This is a genomic window from Epibacterium sp. Ofav1-8, from assembly GCF_022348185.1.
Classification (GTDB): domain Bacteria; phylum Pseudomonadota; class Alphaproteobacteria; order Rhodobacterales; family Rhodobacteraceae; genus Epibacterium.
Genome location: NZ_JAKRFD010000009.1, coordinates 180,006 through 197,833, shown reverse-complemented (window position 1 = coordinate 197,833; position 17,828 = coordinate 180,006). Strand labels below are relative to the sequence as shown.

General features: G+C 65.0%; 16 protein-coding genes. 6 read left to right on the top strand and 10 right to left on the bottom strand.

The window, feature by feature from the left end; genetic code table 11:
- Nucleotides 1-132: 132 nt before the first annotated feature.
- From MHM97_RS15450 to argB, 4 genes are all read right to left on the bottom strand, one after another.
- Nucleotides 133-558 carry a GNAT family N-acetyltransferase gene (locus tag MHM97_RS15450; protein ID WP_239323265.1) on the bottom strand — a complete coding sequence of 142 codons (426 nt, stop codon included), beginning with the start codon at nt 556-558 and terminating at the stop codon, nt 133-135.
- A 224-nt stretch (nt 559-782) separates the two neighbouring features.
- The gene (locus tag MHM97_RS15445) at nt 783-1,280 is read right to left on the bottom strand and encodes a SixA phosphatase family protein (RefSeq protein ID WP_239323264.1); all 498 of its coding nucleotides are present in this window, start codon (nt 1,278-1,280) and stop codon (nt 783-785) included.
- Nucleotides 1,277-1,978 (bottom strand): ferredoxin, encoded by a 702-nt coding sequence (locus tag MHM97_RS15440; RefSeq protein ID WP_239323263.1) that lies wholly within the window; start codon nt 1,976-1,978, stop codon nt 1,277-1,279. Before MHM97_RS15440 ends, MHM97_RS15445 begins: the two co-directional genes overlap by 4 nt.
- 82 nt (nt 1,979-2,060) lie before the next feature.
- Complete coding sequence (argB, locus tag MHM97_RS15435) at nt 2,061-2,921, bottom strand: acetylglutamate kinase (RefSeq protein WP_239323262.1); 861 nt, start codon at nt 2,919-2,921, stop codon at nt 2,061-2,063.
- 175 nt (nt 2,922-3,096) lie between these two features.
- Between argB and MHM97_RS15430 the strand changes: the two genes are divergently transcribed.
- Complete coding sequence (locus MHM97_RS15430; protein WP_239323261.1) at nt 3,097-3,828, top strand: SDR family NAD(P)-dependent oxidoreductase; 732 nt, start codon at nt 3,097-3,099, stop codon at nt 3,826-3,828.
- A 46-nt stretch (nt 3,829-3,874) separates the two neighbouring features.
- Here the strand turns inward: MHM97_RS15430 and MHM97_RS15425 are convergent, their stop codons facing one another.
- The 6 genes from MHM97_RS15425 to MHM97_RS15400 all read right to left on the bottom strand — a co-directional run bounded on the left by MHM97_RS15425 (nt 3,875) and on the right by MHM97_RS15400 (nt 10,637).
- Entirely contained in the window at nt 3,875-5,287 is a 1,413-nt protein-coding gene (locus MHM97_RS15425; RefSeq protein WP_239323260.1) for a PepSY-associated TM helix domain-containing protein, read from the bottom strand.
- Between the two features lie 68 nt (nt 5,288-5,355).
- Entirely contained in the window at nt 5,356-5,706 is a 351-nt protein-coding gene (locus MHM97_RS15420) for a DUF2946 family protein (protein WP_239323259.1), read from the bottom strand.
- Nucleotides 5,707-5,722: 16 nt separating this feature from the next.
- Nucleotides 5,723-6,373 (bottom strand): ribosome biogenesis GTP-binding protein YihA/YsxC, encoded by a 651-nt coding sequence (gene yihA / locus MHM97_RS15415; protein ID WP_239323258.1) that lies wholly within the window; start codon nt 6,371-6,373, stop codon nt 5,723-5,725.
- Entirely contained in the window at nt 6,373-7,110 is a 738-nt protein-coding gene (locus MHM97_RS15410) for an MOSC domain-containing protein (RefSeq protein ID WP_255729732.1), read from the bottom strand. Before MHM97_RS15410 ends, yihA begins: the two co-directional genes overlap by 1 nt.
- Nucleotides 7,107-8,939 carry a membrane protein insertase YidC gene (gene yidC / locus MHM97_RS15405; RefSeq protein WP_239323257.1) on the bottom strand — a complete coding sequence of 611 codons (1,833 nt, stop codon included), beginning with the start codon at nt 8,937-8,939 and terminating at the stop codon, nt 7,107-7,109. Before yidC ends, MHM97_RS15410 begins: the two co-directional genes overlap by 4 nt.
- Before the next feature lie 153 nt (nt 8,940-9,092).
- Complete coding sequence (locus MHM97_RS15400) at nt 9,093-10,637, bottom strand: putative bifunctional diguanylate cyclase/phosphodiesterase (RefSeq protein ID WP_239323256.1); 1,545 nt, start codon at nt 10,635-10,637, stop codon at nt 9,093-9,095.
- Nucleotides 10,638-11,044: 407 nt separating this feature from the next.
- On the opposite strand from MHM97_RS15400, the gene ttcA reads away from it, so the two are divergent.
- From ttcA to MHM97_RS15375, 5 genes are all read left to right on the top strand, one after another.
- The gene (gene ttcA, locus MHM97_RS15395; RefSeq protein ID WP_239323255.1) at nt 11,045-11,956 is read left to right on the top strand and encodes a tRNA 2-thiocytidine(32) synthetase TtcA; all 912 of its coding nucleotides are present in this window, start codon (nt 11,045-11,047) and stop codon (nt 11,954-11,956) included.
- 245 nt (nt 11,957-12,201) lie between these two features.
- The gene (locus MHM97_RS15390; RefSeq protein WP_239323254.1) at nt 12,202-12,756 is read left to right on the top strand and encodes an ImuA family protein; all 555 of its coding nucleotides are present in this window, start codon (nt 12,202-12,204) and stop codon (nt 12,754-12,756) included.
- Nucleotides 12,698-14,176 carry a Y-family DNA polymerase gene (locus tag MHM97_RS15385; protein WP_239323253.1) on the top strand — a complete coding sequence of 493 codons (1,479 nt, stop codon included), beginning with the start codon at nt 12,698-12,700 and terminating at the stop codon, nt 14,174-14,176. The genes MHM97_RS15390 and MHM97_RS15385 overlap by 59 nt, the downstream gene beginning before the upstream one ends.
- A 47-nt stretch (nt 14,177-14,223) precedes the next feature.
- Nucleotides 14,224-17,544 (top strand): error-prone DNA polymerase, encoded by a 3,321-nt coding sequence (locus tag MHM97_RS15380; protein WP_239323316.1) that lies wholly within the window; start codon nt 14,224-14,226, stop codon nt 17,542-17,544.
- Between the two features lie 16 nt (nt 17,545-17,560).
- Nucleotides 17,561-17,818 carry a hypothetical protein gene (locus tag MHM97_RS15375; protein WP_239323252.1) on the top strand — a complete coding sequence of 86 codons (258 nt, stop codon included), beginning with the start codon at nt 17,561-17,563 and terminating at the stop codon, nt 17,816-17,818.
- Nucleotides 17,819-17,828: the final 10 nt, after the last annotated feature.

The following is a 17,828-nucleotide window of genomic DNA, read 5'->3' as shown; positions in this document are numbered from 1 at the left end:
CCGAGATATTTGCAAAAAGCTGAAGGCAGAGCGGGATCGCGCCGCGTCAGCGGCGCGCCCGGCCCAACGGGCGATATCGCATTTCAATGGGATGGAGACGGGCGGGAGCGCCCCCCGCCCGTTTGCGTGTTGTTAGCGTGAAAGATGCATCACGATTTCAGGTTGATCGAAGAAGGCGTTGAGCCGTTCTTCCCCGGCCAGAAAACCATAGGCCTTGTAGAAACCGCGTGCCTGGTGGTTGGCGGCAAAGACACAGAGTTCCAGTTCCGCGCGGGTGTGCAGCGCGTGATCCAGCAGCGCGCGTCCGTAGCCCTTGCCCTGATGCGCAGGCAGCACAAAAAGGCCGCCGACCTCATTGCCAAGGAGGGCGATAAAGCCTGCGGGCGTGTCATCTGCGTCAATCATCCAGGTTTCCGCGAGATCCAGAAACTGGTCACGGATCATGGTTTCGGCCTGTGCGACCAGGGCTTCGCTCAGGAAGGGATGCGCGATGGCGTTGGCCTCGCGCCAGATGTGGAGAACCGTCGGCTTGTCCGACGGAGAATAGGGTCTGATCATGGTCAGGAATATCCCGTAGAGGGCCGCCTTTCAGCGGCAGATTTGATAGATGGATTGCGCAAGTCAAAAGCGGCGGCTCCGACGGCCACCTTTGCGTTTTGTATCTTGCGGCACTGGCGCCCATGCGCCGGCATCAACGGGACATCAAATCTCCTGTGTCGGTGGGAGGGTGGTAGCGCAGTGTCTGTCGATGTGCAAGTACACCCTCCTGCCTTTGCCGAGGCTCACTCCCCCAGCAGTTCGCGCGGGACCACGAAGTCGATCACCTTGCCGCTGGCAGGCTGCATCTCGGCCCAATGCGCAATGTCGAACTCGACCATCAGCGTGGCGCCGGTCGGGTAGTCGTCAAAGCGCGAGTGGGGCGGGGGGTGTTTCACGATCTCATGGGCAAATTCCATCAGCCCGGGGTTGTGACCGAGCAGCAGCACCTGCGGCTGCGTTGCCTCGCGCAGCACATCATAGAGGATCTCTGGCGTGGCGTGATACAGGCGTTCGGTAAAGGTCGCCGGGGCGGCCAGCTCCATCAACTCGTAGGTTTCGCGGGTGCGTTGCGCCGAGGAGGACAGAACCTGGGCCGGCTGCAGCGCCTGGTCGCGCAGCCAGTTCCCCAGGGCGCCCGCAGAGCGGCGACCGCGTTTGTTGAGCGGGCGGGCGTGATCGCTTGGGGCGTCGGTGTTCCAGGCGGATTTGGCGTGGCGGGTCAGAAACAGGGTACAGGTCATGGGTGGTGAAAATACCTCATGTGGTGGGCAGTCTGCGCAGGCGGGCGCCCGGCACCGTCACTGAGCGGGCAGGCCCGGCGCGCGATACAGCCCGATGCCATGCACTCCGTTCCCTGCGGTGTGTCCAGGTGATCGTGACAGGCTGCCAGTTTGTAGGGGCCGCCGTCAACCAGTGCGTGTACCGGGCAGGCGGAAAGACAGGGGCGATCCGCGCAGTCCACACAGGGGGACGTTGTGCGCGCAGGCGCGGGGATGTCGAGTATCTTATCAAAATGCAGTGCTCCGCGGTAGGAAATCAGCATGCCGACCTCATCATGCACCAGCATCTGCGACGGGGATGTGAAAGCGCGCCCCGAGGCCAGTGCCCAGGCCACAAACGGGGTATAGGGCGGACCGCCAAAGGGATAATACGCCACCGCGCGATAGCGATCCGCCAGAGCCCCGATGGTCCGACGCGAATAGCTATCAACCGGATCGGGCGTGCCGTCCTGGCCCTCTGGCGCTGCGGTGAGGCAGGTCCAGAAGTCTGGAGCGGTGCCGATCAGGATCAGCGTGCCCGTCTCAAGCTGGGGCACAGGCACACGGTGCGGGTGAACACCGCCATAGATCATCAGGCCCAGTGGGCGCAGGTCGCTGGCAAGCTGTTCATAGATCCGCTTTGAACGGGTCGGGGTCGGGGTCGGGGTCGGAAGCGTCATGTCCCCAGAGAAGCCGCGAACCGTGCGCCGGGCAAGCCCGTCGGCGACATACGGCAGGCCGCTGCGGACGCTCCCAGGCGAATCAGTCGCGGATCATCGAGCCCGCGCCGTGGTCGGTGAACAGCTCCAGCAACACCGCGTTGGGCACGCGGCCATCGACGATGGTACAGGCGCGGACACCGCCGCGCACGGCGGCCAGCGCCGTCTCGGTCTTGGGGATCATGCCGCCGGCGATCACGCCTGCGGCGGTCATCGCCTCAACATCGGTGGCCTTGAGTTCGGTAACCACCACGCCCTCGGCATTTTTGACACCCGCCACATCGGTCAGCAGCAACAGCCGGTCGGCCTTGAGCGCGGCGGCGACGGCACCGGCGGCGGTGTCGCCGTTGATGTTAAACGTCTCGCCCGCGCGGCCCGCACCGATGGGGGCGATCACGGGGATGAATTCCTTTTCAAAGAGGTTCCGCAGCATGTCGGCGTTGACCTCGGACGGGGTGCCAACAAAACCAAGCGCCGGGTCGGTCATCTCGCAGGTGATGAGATTGGCGTCCTTGCCCGAGAGGCCAATCCCCTTGCCGCCCTGAGCGTTGATCGCCTGCACGATGCGTTTGTTGACCATGCCGGAGAGCACCATCTCCACCACTTCCATGGTGGCGGTGTCGGTCACGCGTTTGCCGTTCACGAACTCGGATTGGATCTGCAATTTGTCGAGCAGCGAGTTGATCATCGGCCCGCCGCCATGCACGATCACCGGGTTGACGCCGACCTGGCGCAAGAGCACCACATCGCGGGCAAAGCTTTCCATGCCCTCGTCGCTGCCCATGGCGTGACCGCCGAGCTTGATGACCACGATGGCGTCGTCATAGCGCTGCAGATAGGGCAGGGCGCTCGAGAGGGTTTCGGCAGTGGCAATCCAGTCGCGGTTCATGTCTCTGGTCTTCATCGCTGTCAGGTCCTGAGGCGGCCCGGGGCGCGGGCGCGGGGTGTCACAAGGGTGTTACGCATTTCCGGTGCCCCTGCCAAGGGAGGATCTGGGTCGGGGGCCCCGCGTCCCATTGCAGATGCCGTTGCCGGTGCTACTGTTGCGGGTGCAGCATCAGCCCGCGAGAGGACATTCCATGCGTCGCAAAACCCTGCTTCTGACCGGCGCCAGCCGGGGCATCGGCCATGCTACCGTGCGCCGGTTCAATGCCGAGGGCTGGCGGGTGATCACCTGTTCGCGCCAACCTTTCCCCAAGGAGTGTCCCTGGGGTGGGGGCGAGGAAAACCATGTGCAGCTGGATCTGTCGGACCCTTCGGACACCATCAACGCGGTTGGTGTCATTCAGGAGCGGCTGGAGGATGGCAAGCTGGATGCGCTGGTGAACAACGCCGGGATTTCGCCCAAGGGACCCGATGGCGAACGCCTGAGCACGCTCAACACCGATTTGATGGACTGGGCCAAGGTGTTTCACGTCAACTTCTTTGCCTCGGTGGTGCTGGCGCGCGGTTTGCGGGAGGAACTGGCGGCCGCCAAGGGCGCGGTGGTCAATGTGACCTCGATCGCGGGCAGCCGGGTGCATCCTTTTGCGGGCGCGGCCTATGCGACCTCCAAGGCGGCGCTGGCGGCGCTGACGCGCGAGATGGCGCATGACTTCGGGCCGATGGGCGTGCGGGTCAATGCGATCGCACCCGGCGAGGTGGAGACCTCGATCCTCAGCCCCGGCACCGACAAGATCGTGGAAAAACTGCCGCTGCGCAGATTGGGCCAGCCCTCTGAGGTGGCGGATGCGATCTATTTCCTGTGCTCCGAACAGAGCAGCTATATTTCCGGCACCGAGATCGAGGTGAACGGCGCGCAACACGTCTGAGCGGAGCGGGATTGGCCCGGCCTTGCGCGCAAAGCCGGGCCGAGGGTCAGCTGACCACGCGTTTGAGGCGGGGCAGGTTCGACAGGATCAGCACATCCAGTGCCAGCACCGCCAAGAGCGTCAGACCCACCAGCGGGAAGGCCAATGAGGCAAAGAGCCCGATCAGTACGGCGCCTTTCCAGAACGGCAGATCCTGCGGCACTGGCGGCGCGGCAAGACGGCCTGCGCGCGAGGGGCGCCGTTTGAGCCACATCACCACGCCCGACACACAGACGAAGATCACCGAGAGGCAGAACACCGTGTTCAGCACGATGTTCCAAAGCCCCATGTCGCCCTCGTGAAAGGCAATACCCACCGCCATGGACTTTCCGGCCAGCGAGTAGTCGGAGAATCTCACATCGGCGAGGATCTTGCCGGTGAACTGATCGACATGGACGGTGCGGTCGCACGTCGGGCAGGCGCTGTCGTTGCTCATGCTGTCCTGGTTGATCGTGTAGACGCCGGTGTCATTACCGGGAAACACAATGCGAAAACGACCCTCGTAGCCCAGCGTGCGCGCCAGCGCGTAGATGCTGTCACCGGTCACAGCACTGCCGTCGGGCAGGCCCGTGATCCCGGCGTCAGAGCCGGATTCGGGCATCGGGGTCTGCTCCAGCGCCCAAGGCGTGTCCTTCATGGCGCCATGGTTCATATGGTCGGCGTGGGTGCTGTCCGAGAGCGGTACGGCCTCCCATTTCTGCGCCGGGAAGGTGGACCATGCCTGTACAAAGCGCTCGCCCCAGATCCCGGCCCAGGACAGGCCGGACACCAGAAACACCACCAAGATAAGCGAGATATAGACGCCGATCACCGCATGAAGGCTTTTCCACAGAGCGCGGCCTTTGGCGCGCAGGCGCGGCACAAAGGCAGAGGTCCAGTCGCCGCGGGGCCACCACAGATAAAGCCCGGTCAGTACCAGAACGATGGCGAGACCTGCGGCGATCTCGATGAAGCGATCGCCGGTGTCGCCGATCAGCAATGTGCCGTGAATGTCGGAGAGGAAGTCATACCAGCCCGCGCGGCGGTCCCATGTCTCCACAACCTCGGCGGTGTAGGGATCAACGGCGACCATGCGCATGCCGCCCTCGGTGGCGACGCGCACCACGGCGGCGCGATCTGCGGCCTTGGGGCCGATCCATTCAACACGCGTTGCGCCGGGAATGGCATCCACGGCCGCTTGGGTCTGGACTTCGATGGGCTGCACGGTCTCGCCGACAGGCACGGCGACATACTCGCCGTCACGCCCATCGAAGACCGAGATATACATCATCGCAAGGCCGGTGAGCGCCAGCATGATGAGGAAGGGGATCACGTAGAGGCCCGCATAGAAATGCCAGCGCCATGCGGCGAAATAGAATTTTTGCGACAGATTCGGGGTGGCGGGACGGCTATCCGCGCCAGCGGTTTGGCTGAGTGCCATTGTGGGAGTTCTCCATACCAGTAAAGCCGCGACAAAGCGCGGTGTAATCAGGGTGATTTTGCGAAGGATCAGGAGAGAGCGGGCGGGCCGCGGGCATCATAGCGCCAGTGAAACCCGGCGGTGTGATGAGTGAAAGGGGCGCGGAACCACAGGTCCCGCTCCGGCCCCATCAGGGGCAGGGGCAGTTGCGTGGCTGTATGGGCCGCCAGCTGTGGCTGGGCGGCGAGGGGACAATTGCGGCTGGCGCTTTCGTCCTCCTCGTGGGCGGGCGCGTCATCGCCAAGCTCGACCCACATCTCTTGCGGCCCGTCGCCGGTACAAAGCACCAGCAGCACCTTGCCCCCTTGGGCGGTCACAGGCATCCAGCCCGCCGGGATCAACCCGGCGATCAGGATGGCCAGCAGGCCCAGATATGGCACAAGGCGGCGCAGGGGCTTAGTCCAGATGCGCGATGATGGAGCGCAGGGTGGCGATGCCGTCACCTTTTTCCGAGGAGGTCAGCACGATCTCGGGATAGGCGGCGGGGTGTTTGGAGAGCGCCTCGCGCACCTGATCGAGGATCTTGGCGCGGTCTTTCTCCTTCACCTTGTCGGCCTTGGTCATCACCACCTGAAAGGTCACGGCAGAGGTATCCAGAAGCTTCATGATCTCCTCGTCGACCTTTTTGACACCGTGACGGGTGTCGATCAGCACAAAGGCGCGGCGCAGGGTCTGGCGACCGGAGAGATACTGTTTCAGCAGGCGCTGCCATTTCTCCACCACCGCCAGCGGCGCATTGGCGTAGCCATAGCCGGGCAGGTCAACGAGATAGAGCTCGGGCCCCTGGGTGAAGAAGTTGATCTCCTGCGTGCGCCCCGGCGTGTTTGAGGCGCGTGCCAGCCCCTTGGTGCCCGTGAGCGCGTTGATCAGCGAGGATTTCCCAACGTTCGAACGCCCGGCAAAGCAGACCTCGATCCGATCCGCGGGGGGCAGGCCGGACATGGCCACCACGCCCTTGAGGAACTCGGACTGGCCGGCAAAGAGCTTGCGCCCGGTTTCTGCGGCGATCTCGTCGGGGGCTTCGGCGAGGGGGAAGGGAAGCTGCATCACAGAACCTCTAGGCAGTCGGAGAGCGCGATGTTGCCACCGCTCAGGACTTTGGCGCGGATGCCAAAATCGGTGTGGCCCCAATGCGCGCGCAGTGCCTTCAGCGTGTTGGCATCGCGTTCGCCGCTTTCGGGGTTGGTCTCGGTGGCGCGGCAGCGGGTGATGCGATCCACCACTTCCAGCCGGGTGGAGCCGATTTTCAGCTCCCGTCCCACCCAGTCGAACTCTTCAAAAGGGGCGGTGCCGTCGATCCAGAGATTGCCGCGAAAGCGGCGCGGGTCGAGGTCTTGTTCCAAGGCATCACCCAGCGCCTTTAGCGAGGTCAGCGACAGGATCGAGACGGCAGAGAATTTCGCATCCGCCATGCCGCCCGCAGGGGCCTTGATCAGGCTGTGGGGCTGGGGGCGTTCGGCCGGGTAGATCGGCAACAGCCAGTCCAGAAGCCGCGCACCATCGGTGGCCGGATCAAGGGTGATCTCGCCCTGTTTGGGATGGCGCAGAGTGATCTGATCGCCGTGGGATTCGGAGGTGATCGCCATCAGCTCGGGGCCGAAACAGCCACGGGCAAAGTTCCGGCAGGGCTGCCACGTGCCGGTATCCTCGGATGTGCCGGTCAGCACCGCCCAGGCCCGATCCAAAGGCATAGGCCCGCCTGTTTCCAAGCGGACCTCTGTCAGTGGTTCGGCCCCGATCCCCTTGATCGGGTGCCGCCACATCTGCCTGACAGTTGCTGTCATTTCTTTTCGGCCTTCTCGGCTTTGTCCTTGCGCTTGAAGCTCGACCTGATGTTGCCGAAGACGTCCGGCGTATAGCCGTGCGAGCGCATGATCAGGTATTGCTGGGTAAAGGTGATCACGTTGTTGGTGATCCAGTAGACCACGAGGCCCGAGGCAAAACCACCCAGCATGAACATGAAGACCCAAGGCATCCAGGCAAAGATCATCGCCTGGGTTTCATCCGTGGGCGCCGGGTTCAGTTTCTGCTGCACCCACATGGAAACCCCGAGCAGGATTGGCAGGATGCCGATGAAGACCAGCGCCAGGATCGAATCCGGTGTCGGCGCGCCCCATGGCAGCAGGCCAAAGAGGTTGTAGAGCGAGGTCGGGTCGGGCGCGGAGAGATCCTGGAACGGGCCAAAGAAGGCCGAATGGCGCAGCTCCAGCGTCACGAAGATCACCTTGTAGAGCGAGAAGAAGATCGGGATCTGGATCAGGATCGGCAGACAGCCCGCGGCCGGGTTGACCTTCTCGCGCTTGTAAAGCTCCATCATCTCCTTTTGCATCTTCTGACGGTCATCACCGGCGCGTTCGCGCAGCTTTTCCATCTCGGGCTGCAATTCCTTCATCCGCGCCATGGAGGCGTAGGATTTATAGGCCAGCGGGAAAACGAGGATCTTCAGCAGGAAGGTGAGCGCGATGATCGCGACACCCATGTTGCCGATGGCGGCATTGAGCCAGTGCAGCACGGCAAAGATCGGCTTGGTGAAGAAGAAGAACCAGCCCCAGTCGATCGAGTCGAGGAAGCCTGCGATGCCGCCACGTTCGTATTCGCGGATGGTGGCCCATTCCTTGGCACCGGCAAAGAGCTGGGTGCTGGCGGCGGTGCTTTCGCCTGCCGCAAGCGTCACGGTCGGCAGTACGACGTCGGTTTGGTAGATGTCGCGGCGTTCGTCATATTTCGCGATCGCGCGGAAGGCGTCGCCCGGCGCCGGGATCAGGGTCGACATCCAGTAGTGGCCGGTGAAGCCGATCCAGCCATTTTCGGTGACCGGGGTGACCTGCGCACGCGATCCATCGCGCGGGTCGGGGTCGAAATCGGTCATGTCGTCATAGTCGATCTCGGCCAGTTCCCCGTCGGCCATGCCAACCACGCCTTCGTGCAGGACAAAGAAGTTCTCGAGGTTTGAAGGTTCGCCGTGGCGGGCCAAGGTGCCGTAGGGGGCCAGGGCGACGGTGTCGCCGGAGGTATTGGTGACCGACTGGGTGATCGAGAACATGTAGTCCTCGTCAATGGCGATCTCGCGCGAGAAGGTGAGGCCGTTGCCGTTGTCCCAGGTGAGGGTCACCGGGGTTTCGGGCGTCAGCGTCGCGCCCTCCTCGGCCTGCCAGCGGGTGTTGGCGGTGGGGACGTCCTCGATGCCGAGACCGGTGCCGGGGGCCCAGCCATAAAGCGCGTAATAGGCATTGGCCTGACCGGCGGGGGACAGCAGCGTCACGATGGGCGAATCGTCGTCCAGGGTTTCGCGGTAGTCCTTGAGGCGCAGATCGTCGATGCGCCCGCCGGTGAGGGAGATGGAGCCCTCGACCCGCGGGGTGTTGATCGTCAGGCGCGGGGTGTCTTCGACGGCCTCGGGTTCGGCGGCGGCCGCGTCGACCTCGCCGGTGGCCGCACCGGCACTGGGCGCGGCCGCGGGGGCAGAGGTGTCACCCGGTGTCGGCGTGGTCTCGGTGACTTGGGTGGCGGGCTGCGGGGCCTCCTCCGGGGGCGGGAAGAAGAAATACCAGCCGAGGATCACCAGGAAACTCAAAGCGGTTGCGAGCAGTAGATTCTTGTTCTGATCGTCCATCTGGACAGCCACCTCATGCATGCAAAGACAGGGTGTGGTTCAACAGAGGTCGGTCCAGAAGGTCAAGGGAAATCCGGGCAGCCAGCGCATCACTGGCGGCGGAAATCCCAAAAAACACAGGGAATCAGAGAACAGAAGCGGCTGTGGCCGGGGTCAATGGCGCTGACGACCGATCAGCGGCGCATCCTGCAGCTTGGCCTCGTGGGTGACCACCCAGTCGAGGGTCTGGTCGAAGGGCATGGGGCGGCCAATGCCAAACCCCTGCACGTGATCGCAGCCCAATTGCGCCAGCAGCGCGTGTTCGCCCACGGTCTCCACCCCCTCGGCGAGGGTTTGCAGCTCCAGCCGTTCCGCCATGGTGAGGATGGCGGCAATGAGCTTTTGCTGTTCCGGGTCGTGGTCCGATTTGGTCACGAAGGAGCGGTCGATCTTGATCCGGGAGACACGGAAACGGCGCACCGAGGCGATCGAGGCGTGACCGGTGCCAAAATCATCGAGATCGATATGGCAGCCCAGTTCGCCCAGAGCCTTGATGTTGCGGGCCACAACCTCGTCGGGCTGGTCGGTCATCACCGTTTCCAGCACCTCGATCGTCAGCCGCTCGGGACGCAGGCCAAAGCGATCCAGCTCCCAGCGGATCCGGTTGACCAGCGCCGGGTCGCGCAGCTCATCGGTGGCGAAGTTGACGCCCACCGACGGCACGTTGAGCCCCGCCGCGTCCCAGGCCTTGATCGCGGTCAGCGCCTGCTGGACCATCTGCTGGCTGAGTTTTTGCAGCAATCCGGCCTGTTCCAGGGCGGGCAGGAAGGAGGAGGGCGGGATCATGCCCTTGACCGGGTGGCACCAGCGCGCCAGGGCCTCAAACCCGGAGACGCGGCCGGTGTCGGTGCTGATCTGCGGTTGGAACCAGGCCTGGATCATGCCGTTTTCCAGCGCCATGGCCGCGTCTTCCAGCAGGTTGTCGGTCCGGTTCAGGTGCACATGGGTGTCGTTGGAGAAGGCCCGGATGCTGGAGGGGCCGACGCTGATCGCCTCGTCCAGGGCGGCAACGGCGCATTCGATCCAGCCGTTGGCAGCACCCTTGGGGGCACGGTGGCGTTGGCAGATGCCGATCGAGCAGGACACGAACAGCGAGGTGCCATCCACGGCCACAGGCTCTTCCACCGCGACCTGGAGACGACCGGCAAGCTGGATGCACAGCTCCAGATCCAGTTGCATGACCGGCGCGAGGCAAATGGCAAAGCGGTTGCGTCCCAAACGCGCGACGGTATCGCGGTGGCGCAGCGTCGCGGTGATGCGTTCGCCGATCCGCTGCATCACGATGTCACCGGCGTCCTGGCCATGCGCGGCAATCAGGTCGTCGTGGTCGTCGATCTCCAGCACCATCAGCGCCGATTTCAGGCCGCTGTCCTCGGTGCGGTGATAGATGGATTTGACCCGCGCCTGGAACCCGTCGGCCAGAATCATCCCGGTCAGGGCGTCGCGTCCGGGGGCGGGGGCCTTGTCGCGCATGAGGCTGCCCAGAACGGCAAACATCAGCGGCAACCCGAGGGCGGCCACCAGCAGCGCGGTTTCGCCGCCGAACCAGAAGGCCCCCAGCGTCAGCGCAGGCAGAAAGGCGAGCATTGGCGGGCCAAACACCACTTGCGAGAACCCGTCTCTGACCCGCTGTAGGAGACGTGAATTCGGTAGTTTCATAGCTGTAAGACCTTTCGACTTCGCCGGTGGTGCCTGCTCAGACTAGATCTTGGGTCTGACCGGAGAGTTAACGCGGATGTGAGTTTCCACCGGTTTCACGTCCGGCAGCCGGTTTTTTCGGGGCCATCCGCTGCGCGCGGCGTGAATTCGGATCGGAATGTGTCAGCCGGTGGGCAGCAGGGTGGCCGGCCCGGCCGCGGGGCGGATTGATTCCCCCGGGCCGGCCGCGAGACAGGCGCGCTGATGCGCCTTTGGCGTTTTTCAGCATGGCGCGCGCGGGGCGCGGGGCTTTCAGTGCCGCTCCGGAGGCCCTGATCCGACACCACGGGCGCCAACGGTCCGTTTCCCGCAACAGCAGGTGCGAGAAAGGCTTCCCGCCGCCAGCCGTTTGCCGTATTCACCCGGCCATGACCAATGACCTAGATGACATCCACCCGATCTTTCAGGGTGCGCCACAGACGACGGAATTCCGCAAACTGCGCAAGCGGATCATACGGTCCGTGCGCGAAGCCGTTGAGCAATACGGCATGGTGGACCGCAGCGAGGCCCGCTGGCTGGTGTGCCTGTCCGGCGGCAAGGATTCCTATACGCTGCTGGCCGTGCTCATCGAGTTGAAGTGGCGCGGGCTGCTGCCGGTGGACCTGCTGGCCTGCAACCTCGATCAGGGGCAGCCGGGCTTTCCGGCGACGGTGCTGCCGGAGTTCCTGGAGAAAGTGGGCGTGCCGCATCGGATCGAATATCAGGACACCTATTCGATCGTCATGGACAAGGTGCCGCAGGGCCGCACCTATTGCGCGCTCTGCTCGCGGCTGCGGCGCGGCAACCTCTATCGCATCGCCCGCGAGGAAGGCTGCTCGGCGGTTGTTCTGGGTCATCACCGCGACGACATCCTCGAAACCTTCTTTATGAATCTCTTCCACGGCGGCCGGCTGGCGACCATGCCGCCCAAGCTGGTCAACGAGGAGGGCGACCTGTTCGTCCTGCGCCCGCTGGCCCATGTGGCCGAGGCCGATTGCGAGAAATTCGCCCGCGCCATGAACTACCCGATCATCCCCTGTGATCTCTGCGGCAGTCAGGACGGGTTGCAGCGCCAGCAGGTCAAGCAGATCCTGGATGGCTGGGAAAAGAACAGCCCCGGCCGCCGCCAGGTGATGTTCAAGGCGCTGACCAATATCCGCCCGTCGCATATGATGGACCCGAAGCTCTGGGACTTTGCCGGGCTTGCGCTCCAGGAGGGGGCGGCCCTGTCGCAGCCGACCGCCGCCGCAGAGCCGGATGAAATCCCGGACCTGACACCGCCGCACGGCGTGGACCTGTAGAGCGCGCGGCCTTGGGTCGCGGGACCGATACCGGCGGACACGCGGAGGCGTAGTGCTGATCCGGTCACGGGCGCCGCTATCAACACCTTGAAAAATAAGGGTATATTCCGAGGCGCCATCTTTGCGCTCCGGATTGATTGCTGCGCGGGGATGTGCCTGTCAGCGGCCCGCGCGAGGTCGGGGGGGACGGTCCGTCCGGTGATAGCAGGATTTTCAAATCGGCCTTCGAATGCTAAATCTGGCGTATGAGTGATCTTGATCCCCGTGTCTTTCCGCCTGCCAAAACCCGCACGCATGAGGTCTGCGGCCCGGGGGCCTATACCTTTGCCTTTGCGCTTGCGGCGCGGCTGGGCGGGCATTGCATGTGGGTGCGCGGCGGATGGGACTCGACCGAGATCAACCCCAATGGCTTTGCCGATTTCATCGCGCCCGAGGACCTGACGGTCTGCCGCACCAAGGACCAGCTGCAGACCCTGGCCGTCGCCGAAGAGGCGTTGCGTGCAGGGGCGGTCTCGCTGGTCGTGATGAGGTTGAACAAACCCCTGGGGCTGACCGAAGGGCGGCGGTTGCAGCTTGCGGCGCGGGATGGGCGCGCCACCGGGCTGGCCCTGATCCCGGAGGGGATGGGCAGCAATGCCGCCGAAACCCGCTGGCGCTGCACCCCGGTGTTCGATCCCGGGGACTCGACTCTGCAACGATGGGAGATTATCAAGAACAAATCGGGAACATTAGGTGTCTGGCATGTTCGATGGGATGCAGCGTCGCGTCGTTTCATTATGGTTTCCCCGGCTGGCGAGTGACCGGGTTCTGCGGGGCTGTTCGTTTGAGGGCCCCTTTGCCCTCACCCTCAAACAAAGCAATGCCAATCGCCTCTATTGCCTGAATGCGGTGGCGGAGGCGCAGGGGTTGCATCGGGGCATGTCCCATTCCGATGCCCGGGCCTTTTGCCCGGATCTGAAAACCGCCGTCGCGGTCCCGCCGGAGGATCAGCGATTCCTGCATGCGCTGTGCCGCTGGGCCAAGCGGTATTGCCCCTGGGTCGGGCTGGAGGGCCAGGACGGTCTGGTGCTGGATGTCAGCGGTTCTGCGCATCTTTTGGGGGGCGAGGCGCAGATGCTGCGGGATATGCGCGCACGGTTGCTGCGGGCGGGGCTGACGGTGCGGGCGGGGGTGGCGGATACGCGCGGCGCGGCCTGGGCGCTGGCGCATCACGACGAGGGGATCGCCGCCCCCGGAGAGATGCTGCCGGCGCTGCGGGCCCTGCCGGTGGCGGCCCTGCGGCTGGATGCGGGCACCGCAACGGCGCTGGCGCGGCTGGGGCTGCGCACGATCGGCGATCTTGCCGATGCGCCGCGCGCGCCGCTGACCCGGCGGTTCGGGCCCGAGGTGCTGATGCGGCTGGATCAGGCGCTGGGGCAGCAGCCCGAAGAGATCACGCCGCTGGCGGATCCGCCCCACTACGGCGTGCGCCTGACCTTGCCGGAGCCCATCGGCCTTGTCGATGATGTGCGGGCCGGGGTGCAGCGGCTGCTGACCCAGCTTTGTGCCAAGCTGAAGGCGCAGCAGGCGGGGGCGCGCAAGCTTTGTGTCACGTTGCGCCGGGTCGATCAGGATCACCAGCAGGTGGAACTGCGCCTGGCCCGCCCGCTGCGTGACGCGCAGCGCATCCTGCCCCTGTTCGAACGCGGGCTGGCGGAGGTGGATGCGGGCTTTGGCATCGATCAGCTGCGGCTGGAGGCGACGCAGGTCGAAGCGCTGCCGGCCGAGCAGGTCACCCATGTCGGCTCCGGGCAGGCAGGGCAGCTGGAGGATCTTGTCACCCGCATCGGCACCCGGATCGGGTTGGAGAATATTCAACGGTTCCTGCCTGCCGACAGCCATATCCCGGAGCGCAGCTTTATCGTGGCGCCGGCCGCCTATTCGGAGCCGGCGGGGGGCTGGTCCCGGCTCACCCCGCGCCCGCTGTGCCTGTTTCCCCCCGAACCCATCGCAGGGCAGGGGCCGGAGCCGCCCGCCCGTTTTCGCTGGCGGCGGATGTCGCTGACCACGGGGCGTGCCACGGGACCCGAACGCATCGCCCCGGAATGGTGGCTGGAGGATGACAACTGGCGGTCGGGCCTGCGCGACTACTGGCAGGTGGAGACCGTGCAGGGGCGGCGGCTCTGGCTGTTCTACACGCCGCAGAACCCCGGATGGTTTGTACAGGGAGAGTTCGCATGACCCAGACCGACCCCACGCCGCCGACGACGCCCACGACCCCGGCGCTGATGCCGGGGCAGGGCTATGCCGAATTGTGTACCACCAGCAATTTCACCTTTCTGACCGGGGCCTCGCACCCGGAAGAGCTGGTCCTGCGCGCCGCCGAGCTGGGCCTCTCGGCGATTGCCATCACGGACCGGAACTCCCTGGCCGGCGTGGTGCGGGCGTGGAGCGCGTTGAAAGAGCTGAAACGGGAGGCCGGCACCGCTGTGGAAATCCGCTCCCAGCACCGTGTCGACCCCTCCTCCCGGCAGAAAAAGGGACCGGCCGCCCCGCTGGCGGCGCCCGCGGCCGCAACGCCGCTGCCAAAGCTGATCGTGGGGTGCCGGCTGGTCCTGCGCGACAGTGCGGTGGACTGGGTTGCGCTGCCCCGGGACCGGGCGGCCTACGAGCGCCTGACCCGGTTGCTGACCCTGGGCAAGCGCCGTGCGGACAAGGGAGACTGCGAGCTCTATGCCCGGGACCTGCATGCGGCCTGCAAGGGGATGATCCTGATCGCCTTGCCGCAGCAGCGGGTGCAGGACGCGGTGCCGGATATTCAGCACATGCGGCGGCATTTTCCCAATCACGTGTTCCTGGGGGCCGCGCCCCGGTATGACGGCAGCGACCAGGCCTATCTGGCTGCCTGTTCCACGGTTGCGCAAAAGGCCTGTGCGCCGATGGTGGCGGTGGGGGATGTGCTGATGCACCGGGCCAGCCGCCGGCAATTGGCCGATGTGCTGACCTGCATGCGCGAACATATCACCATTGACGAGATCGGCACCCGCGCCCTGCCCAACGGGGAGCGCCGCCTGAAGGGGGAGGCGGATATGGCGCGGCTGTTTCGCAATCATCTGGGCGCGGTGCGCCGCAGCCTGGAGATCGCGGCCCGGTGCAGCTTTGATCTGGGGGAGCTGTCTTATGAATATCCGCATGAAGAGGCCGACGGCGAAACCCCGCACGCCCGCCTGGAGCGGCTGGTGCGCGACGGGCTGGTGCGGCGCTATCCCGGGGGCGCGCCGGATCGGGCGATCCGGTTGATGGAAAAGGAACTGGCCGTGGTCCGGGAGCTGAACTTTCCGGCCTATTTCCTGACGGTGCATGACATCGTGCAATTCGCCCGGTCACGCGGGATCCTGTGTCAGGGGCGCGGCTCGGCGGCCAATTCCATTCTGTGCTACCTGCTGGGCATCACCGATGTCAGCCCCGACATGATCGCCATGGTCTTTGAACGGTTCGTGTCCAAGCATCGCGGGGAGCCGCCGGATATCGATGTCGATTTCGAGCACGAGCGGCGCGAAGAGGTGATCCAGTGGATCTACGAGAAATATGGCCGGGACCGGGCGGGGCTGTGCGCCACCGTGATCCATTTCCGCACCCGCGCGGCGATCCGCGAGGTGGGCAAGGTGATGGGCCTGTCGCAGGATGTCACCGCCGGGCTGTCCGGTCAGATCTGGGGCATGAGCAACGGCGGCGTCGATCCGGACCGCATCCGCGAGCTGGGTCTTGATCCGCAGGACCGCCGGCTGATGCAGACCCTGCGGCTGATTGGCGAGATCATCGGCTTTCCCCGCCATCTCTCGCAGCATGTGGGGGGCTTTGTGATCACGCGCGGGCGGTTGGATGAGCTTGCGCCCATCGAGAATGCGGCGATGGAAGATCGCACGGTGATCTGCTGGGACAAGGATGACATCGACGCGCTGGGCATCCTCAAGGTGGATGTGCTGGGGCTGGGGATGCTCAGCTGCATTCAAAAGGCATTTGCCCTGATGCAGCAGCACGAGCATGTCACACAGAGTATCGCCTCGGTCCCGCAGGAGGACCCGGCCACGTATGACATGTTGTGCCGGGCGGATGCGGTGGGGGTCTTTCAGGTGGAAAGCCGGGCGCAGATGAATTTCCTGCCCCGGATGCAGCCCCGCAAATTCTACGATCTGGTGATCGAGGTGGCGATCGTGCGCCCCGGTCCCATTCAGGGCGACATGGTGCAGCCCTACATCCGGCGGCGCAACGGGCTGGAGCAGCCCGATCCCTTTGGGCCAGCGCTGGAGGAGGTGACGCGGCGCACCCTGGGGGTGCCGCTCTTTCAGGAGCAGGCGCTGCAGATCGCGGTGGTCGGCGCGGGGTTCTCGGCCGAGGAGGCCGATTATCTGCGCCGGTCGCTGGCCTCGTTCCGGCGCATGGGCACCATCGGTCTGTATCGGGACAAGTTCATCGCGGGCATGCTGGCAAACGGCTATCCCCAGGAGGTGGCCGAACGCTGTTTTGGTCAGATCGAGGGCTTCGCCGATTACGGGTTTCCCGAAAGCCATGCGGCGGCCTTTGCCATGCTGGCCTATGTGTCGGCCTGGCTGAAATGTCATCATCCCGCCATCTTTGCCTGTGCCCTGCTGAACTCCCAGCCCATGGGGTTTTATGCCCCGGCCCAGATCGTGCGGGACGCCCGCGAGCATGGCGTGGAGATCCGCCCGATCTGTGTGAACCACTCCGCATGGGACAACACGCTGGAACGCCGCCCCGATGGCGCCCTGGCCCTGCGGCTGGGATTTCGCCAGATCAAGGGCTTCAAGCAGGAAGAGGCGGATTGGATCGTGGCGGCACGCGGCAATGGCTATACCACGCCGGAGGCCCTGTGGCTGCGGGCGGGGCTGCGCCCGGATGTGCTGACGCGGCTGGCCGAAGCGGATGCGTTTTGCAGCATGGACCTGACCCGCCGCGATGCGCTGTGGCAGGTCAAGGCGATCCGCAGCAAGACCCCCTTGCCGCTGTTTGACGACCCGATCGACGGGGAGGTGGTCCGGGAACCGTCCGTCGCCCTGCCCAGCATGCATCTGGGCGAAGAGGTGGTCGAGGATTATGTCTCCACCCGCCTGTCGCTGCGCGCCCATCCGATGGAGCTGTTGCGGCCCGGCATGACCGGCCTCACCCCGCATAATGCGCTTGTGGACCGGCCTCTGGGACAGTGCACGGTGTGCGGGCTGGTCATCACCCGCCAGCGCCCCGGCACCGCATCGGGGGTGATCTTCCTGACGCTTGAGGATGAAACAGGGGTCAGCAATGTGGTGGTCTGGCCCAAGGTCTATGAGCAGTTCCGGCGTATTGTCATGGGCGGGCGGCTGTTGCAGGTGCGCGGGACGGTGCAACGCGAAGGCATTGTCGTGCATGTGATCGCGCAGGATATTCGCGACCTGTCCCACAAGCTCTATGATCTGGGGCATCCCATGCCGGAGGCCCTCAGCACCGAGGGCCCCCGGGCCGATGACACGCCCAAGCAGTCCCGCTATCCCGCCCGCGCCATGCATCCGCGCGATCAGGCCAAGAAGCTCTTTCCAAGCCGGGATTTCCACTAGCGGGACCATGCATCCGGTGTTTGAAAACCAGCTCAGGAGCTTTAGCGGCGCGCGGCTGCGCGGCACGTCGCAGGTCACGCGCATGTATTGCCGCCTGGATGCGCCGAACGTAATCCCCTGGGCCCTGTCGGAGCTGGACTTCGAGGGGCTGCGCGCGGATCTGGTCCGCGAAGGGATGATTGACGGCGCAAACTGGACGTCACCGGATGCCGCCGAGATCGCGGCGGATCTGGCGCGATATGGCGAGGTCTACGATCTGGCGCATCCCTTCTGAGGGCGCTCGG

Coding starts and splice junctions, on each gene's coding strand:
- MHM97_RS15410 (WP_255729732.1), bottom strand. CDS start 7,110: ATGACAGCAACTGTCAGGCAGATGTGGCGGCACCCGATCAAGGGGATC.
- yihA (WP_239323258.1), bottom strand. CDS start 6,373: ATGCAGCTTCCCTTCCCCCTCGCCGAAGCCCCCGACGAGATCGCCGCA.
- MHM97_RS15425 (WP_239323260.1), bottom strand. CDS start 5,287: ATGGCACTCAGCCAAACCGCTGGCGCGGATAGCCGTCCCGCCACCCCG.
- MHM97_RS15385 (WP_239323253.1), top strand. CDS start 12,698: ATGTTCGATGGGATGCAGCGTCGCGTCGTTTCATTATGGTTTCCCCGG.
- MHM97_RS15430 (WP_239323261.1), top strand. CDS start 3,097: ATGCGTCGCAAAACCCTGCTTCTGACCGGCGCCAGCCGGGGCATCGGC.
- MHM97_RS15390 (WP_239323254.1), top strand. CDS start 12,202: ATGAGTGATCTTGATCCCCGTGTCTTTCCGCCTGCCAAAACCCGCACG.
- argB (WP_239323262.1), bottom strand. CDS start 2,921: ATGAAGACCAGAGACATGAACCGCGACTGGATTGCCACTGCCGAAACC.
- MHM97_RS15450 (WP_239323265.1), bottom strand. CDS start 558: ATGATCAGACCCTATTCTCCGTCGGACAAGCCGACGGTTCTCCACATC.
- MHM97_RS15380 (WP_239323316.1), top strand. CDS start 14,224: ATGCCGGGGCAGGGCTATGCCGAATTGTGTACCACCAGCAATTTCACC.
- ttcA (WP_239323255.1), top strand. CDS start 11,045: ATGACCAATGACCTAGATGACATCCACCCGATCTTTCAGGGTGCGCCA.
- MHM97_RS15440 (WP_239323263.1), bottom strand. CDS start 1,978: ATGACGCTTCCGACCCCGACCCCGACCCCGACCCGTTCAAAGCGGATC.
- yidC (WP_239323257.1), bottom strand. CDS start 8,939: ATGGACGATCAGAACAAGAATCTACTGCTCGCAACCGCTTTGAGTTTC.
- MHM97_RS15400 (WP_239323256.1), bottom strand. CDS start 10,637: ATGAAACTACCGAATTCACGTCTCCTACAGCGGGTCAGAGACGGGTTC.
- MHM97_RS15445 (WP_239323264.1), bottom strand. CDS start 1,280: ATGACCTGTACCCTGTTTCTGACCCGCCACGCCAAATCCGCCTGGAAC.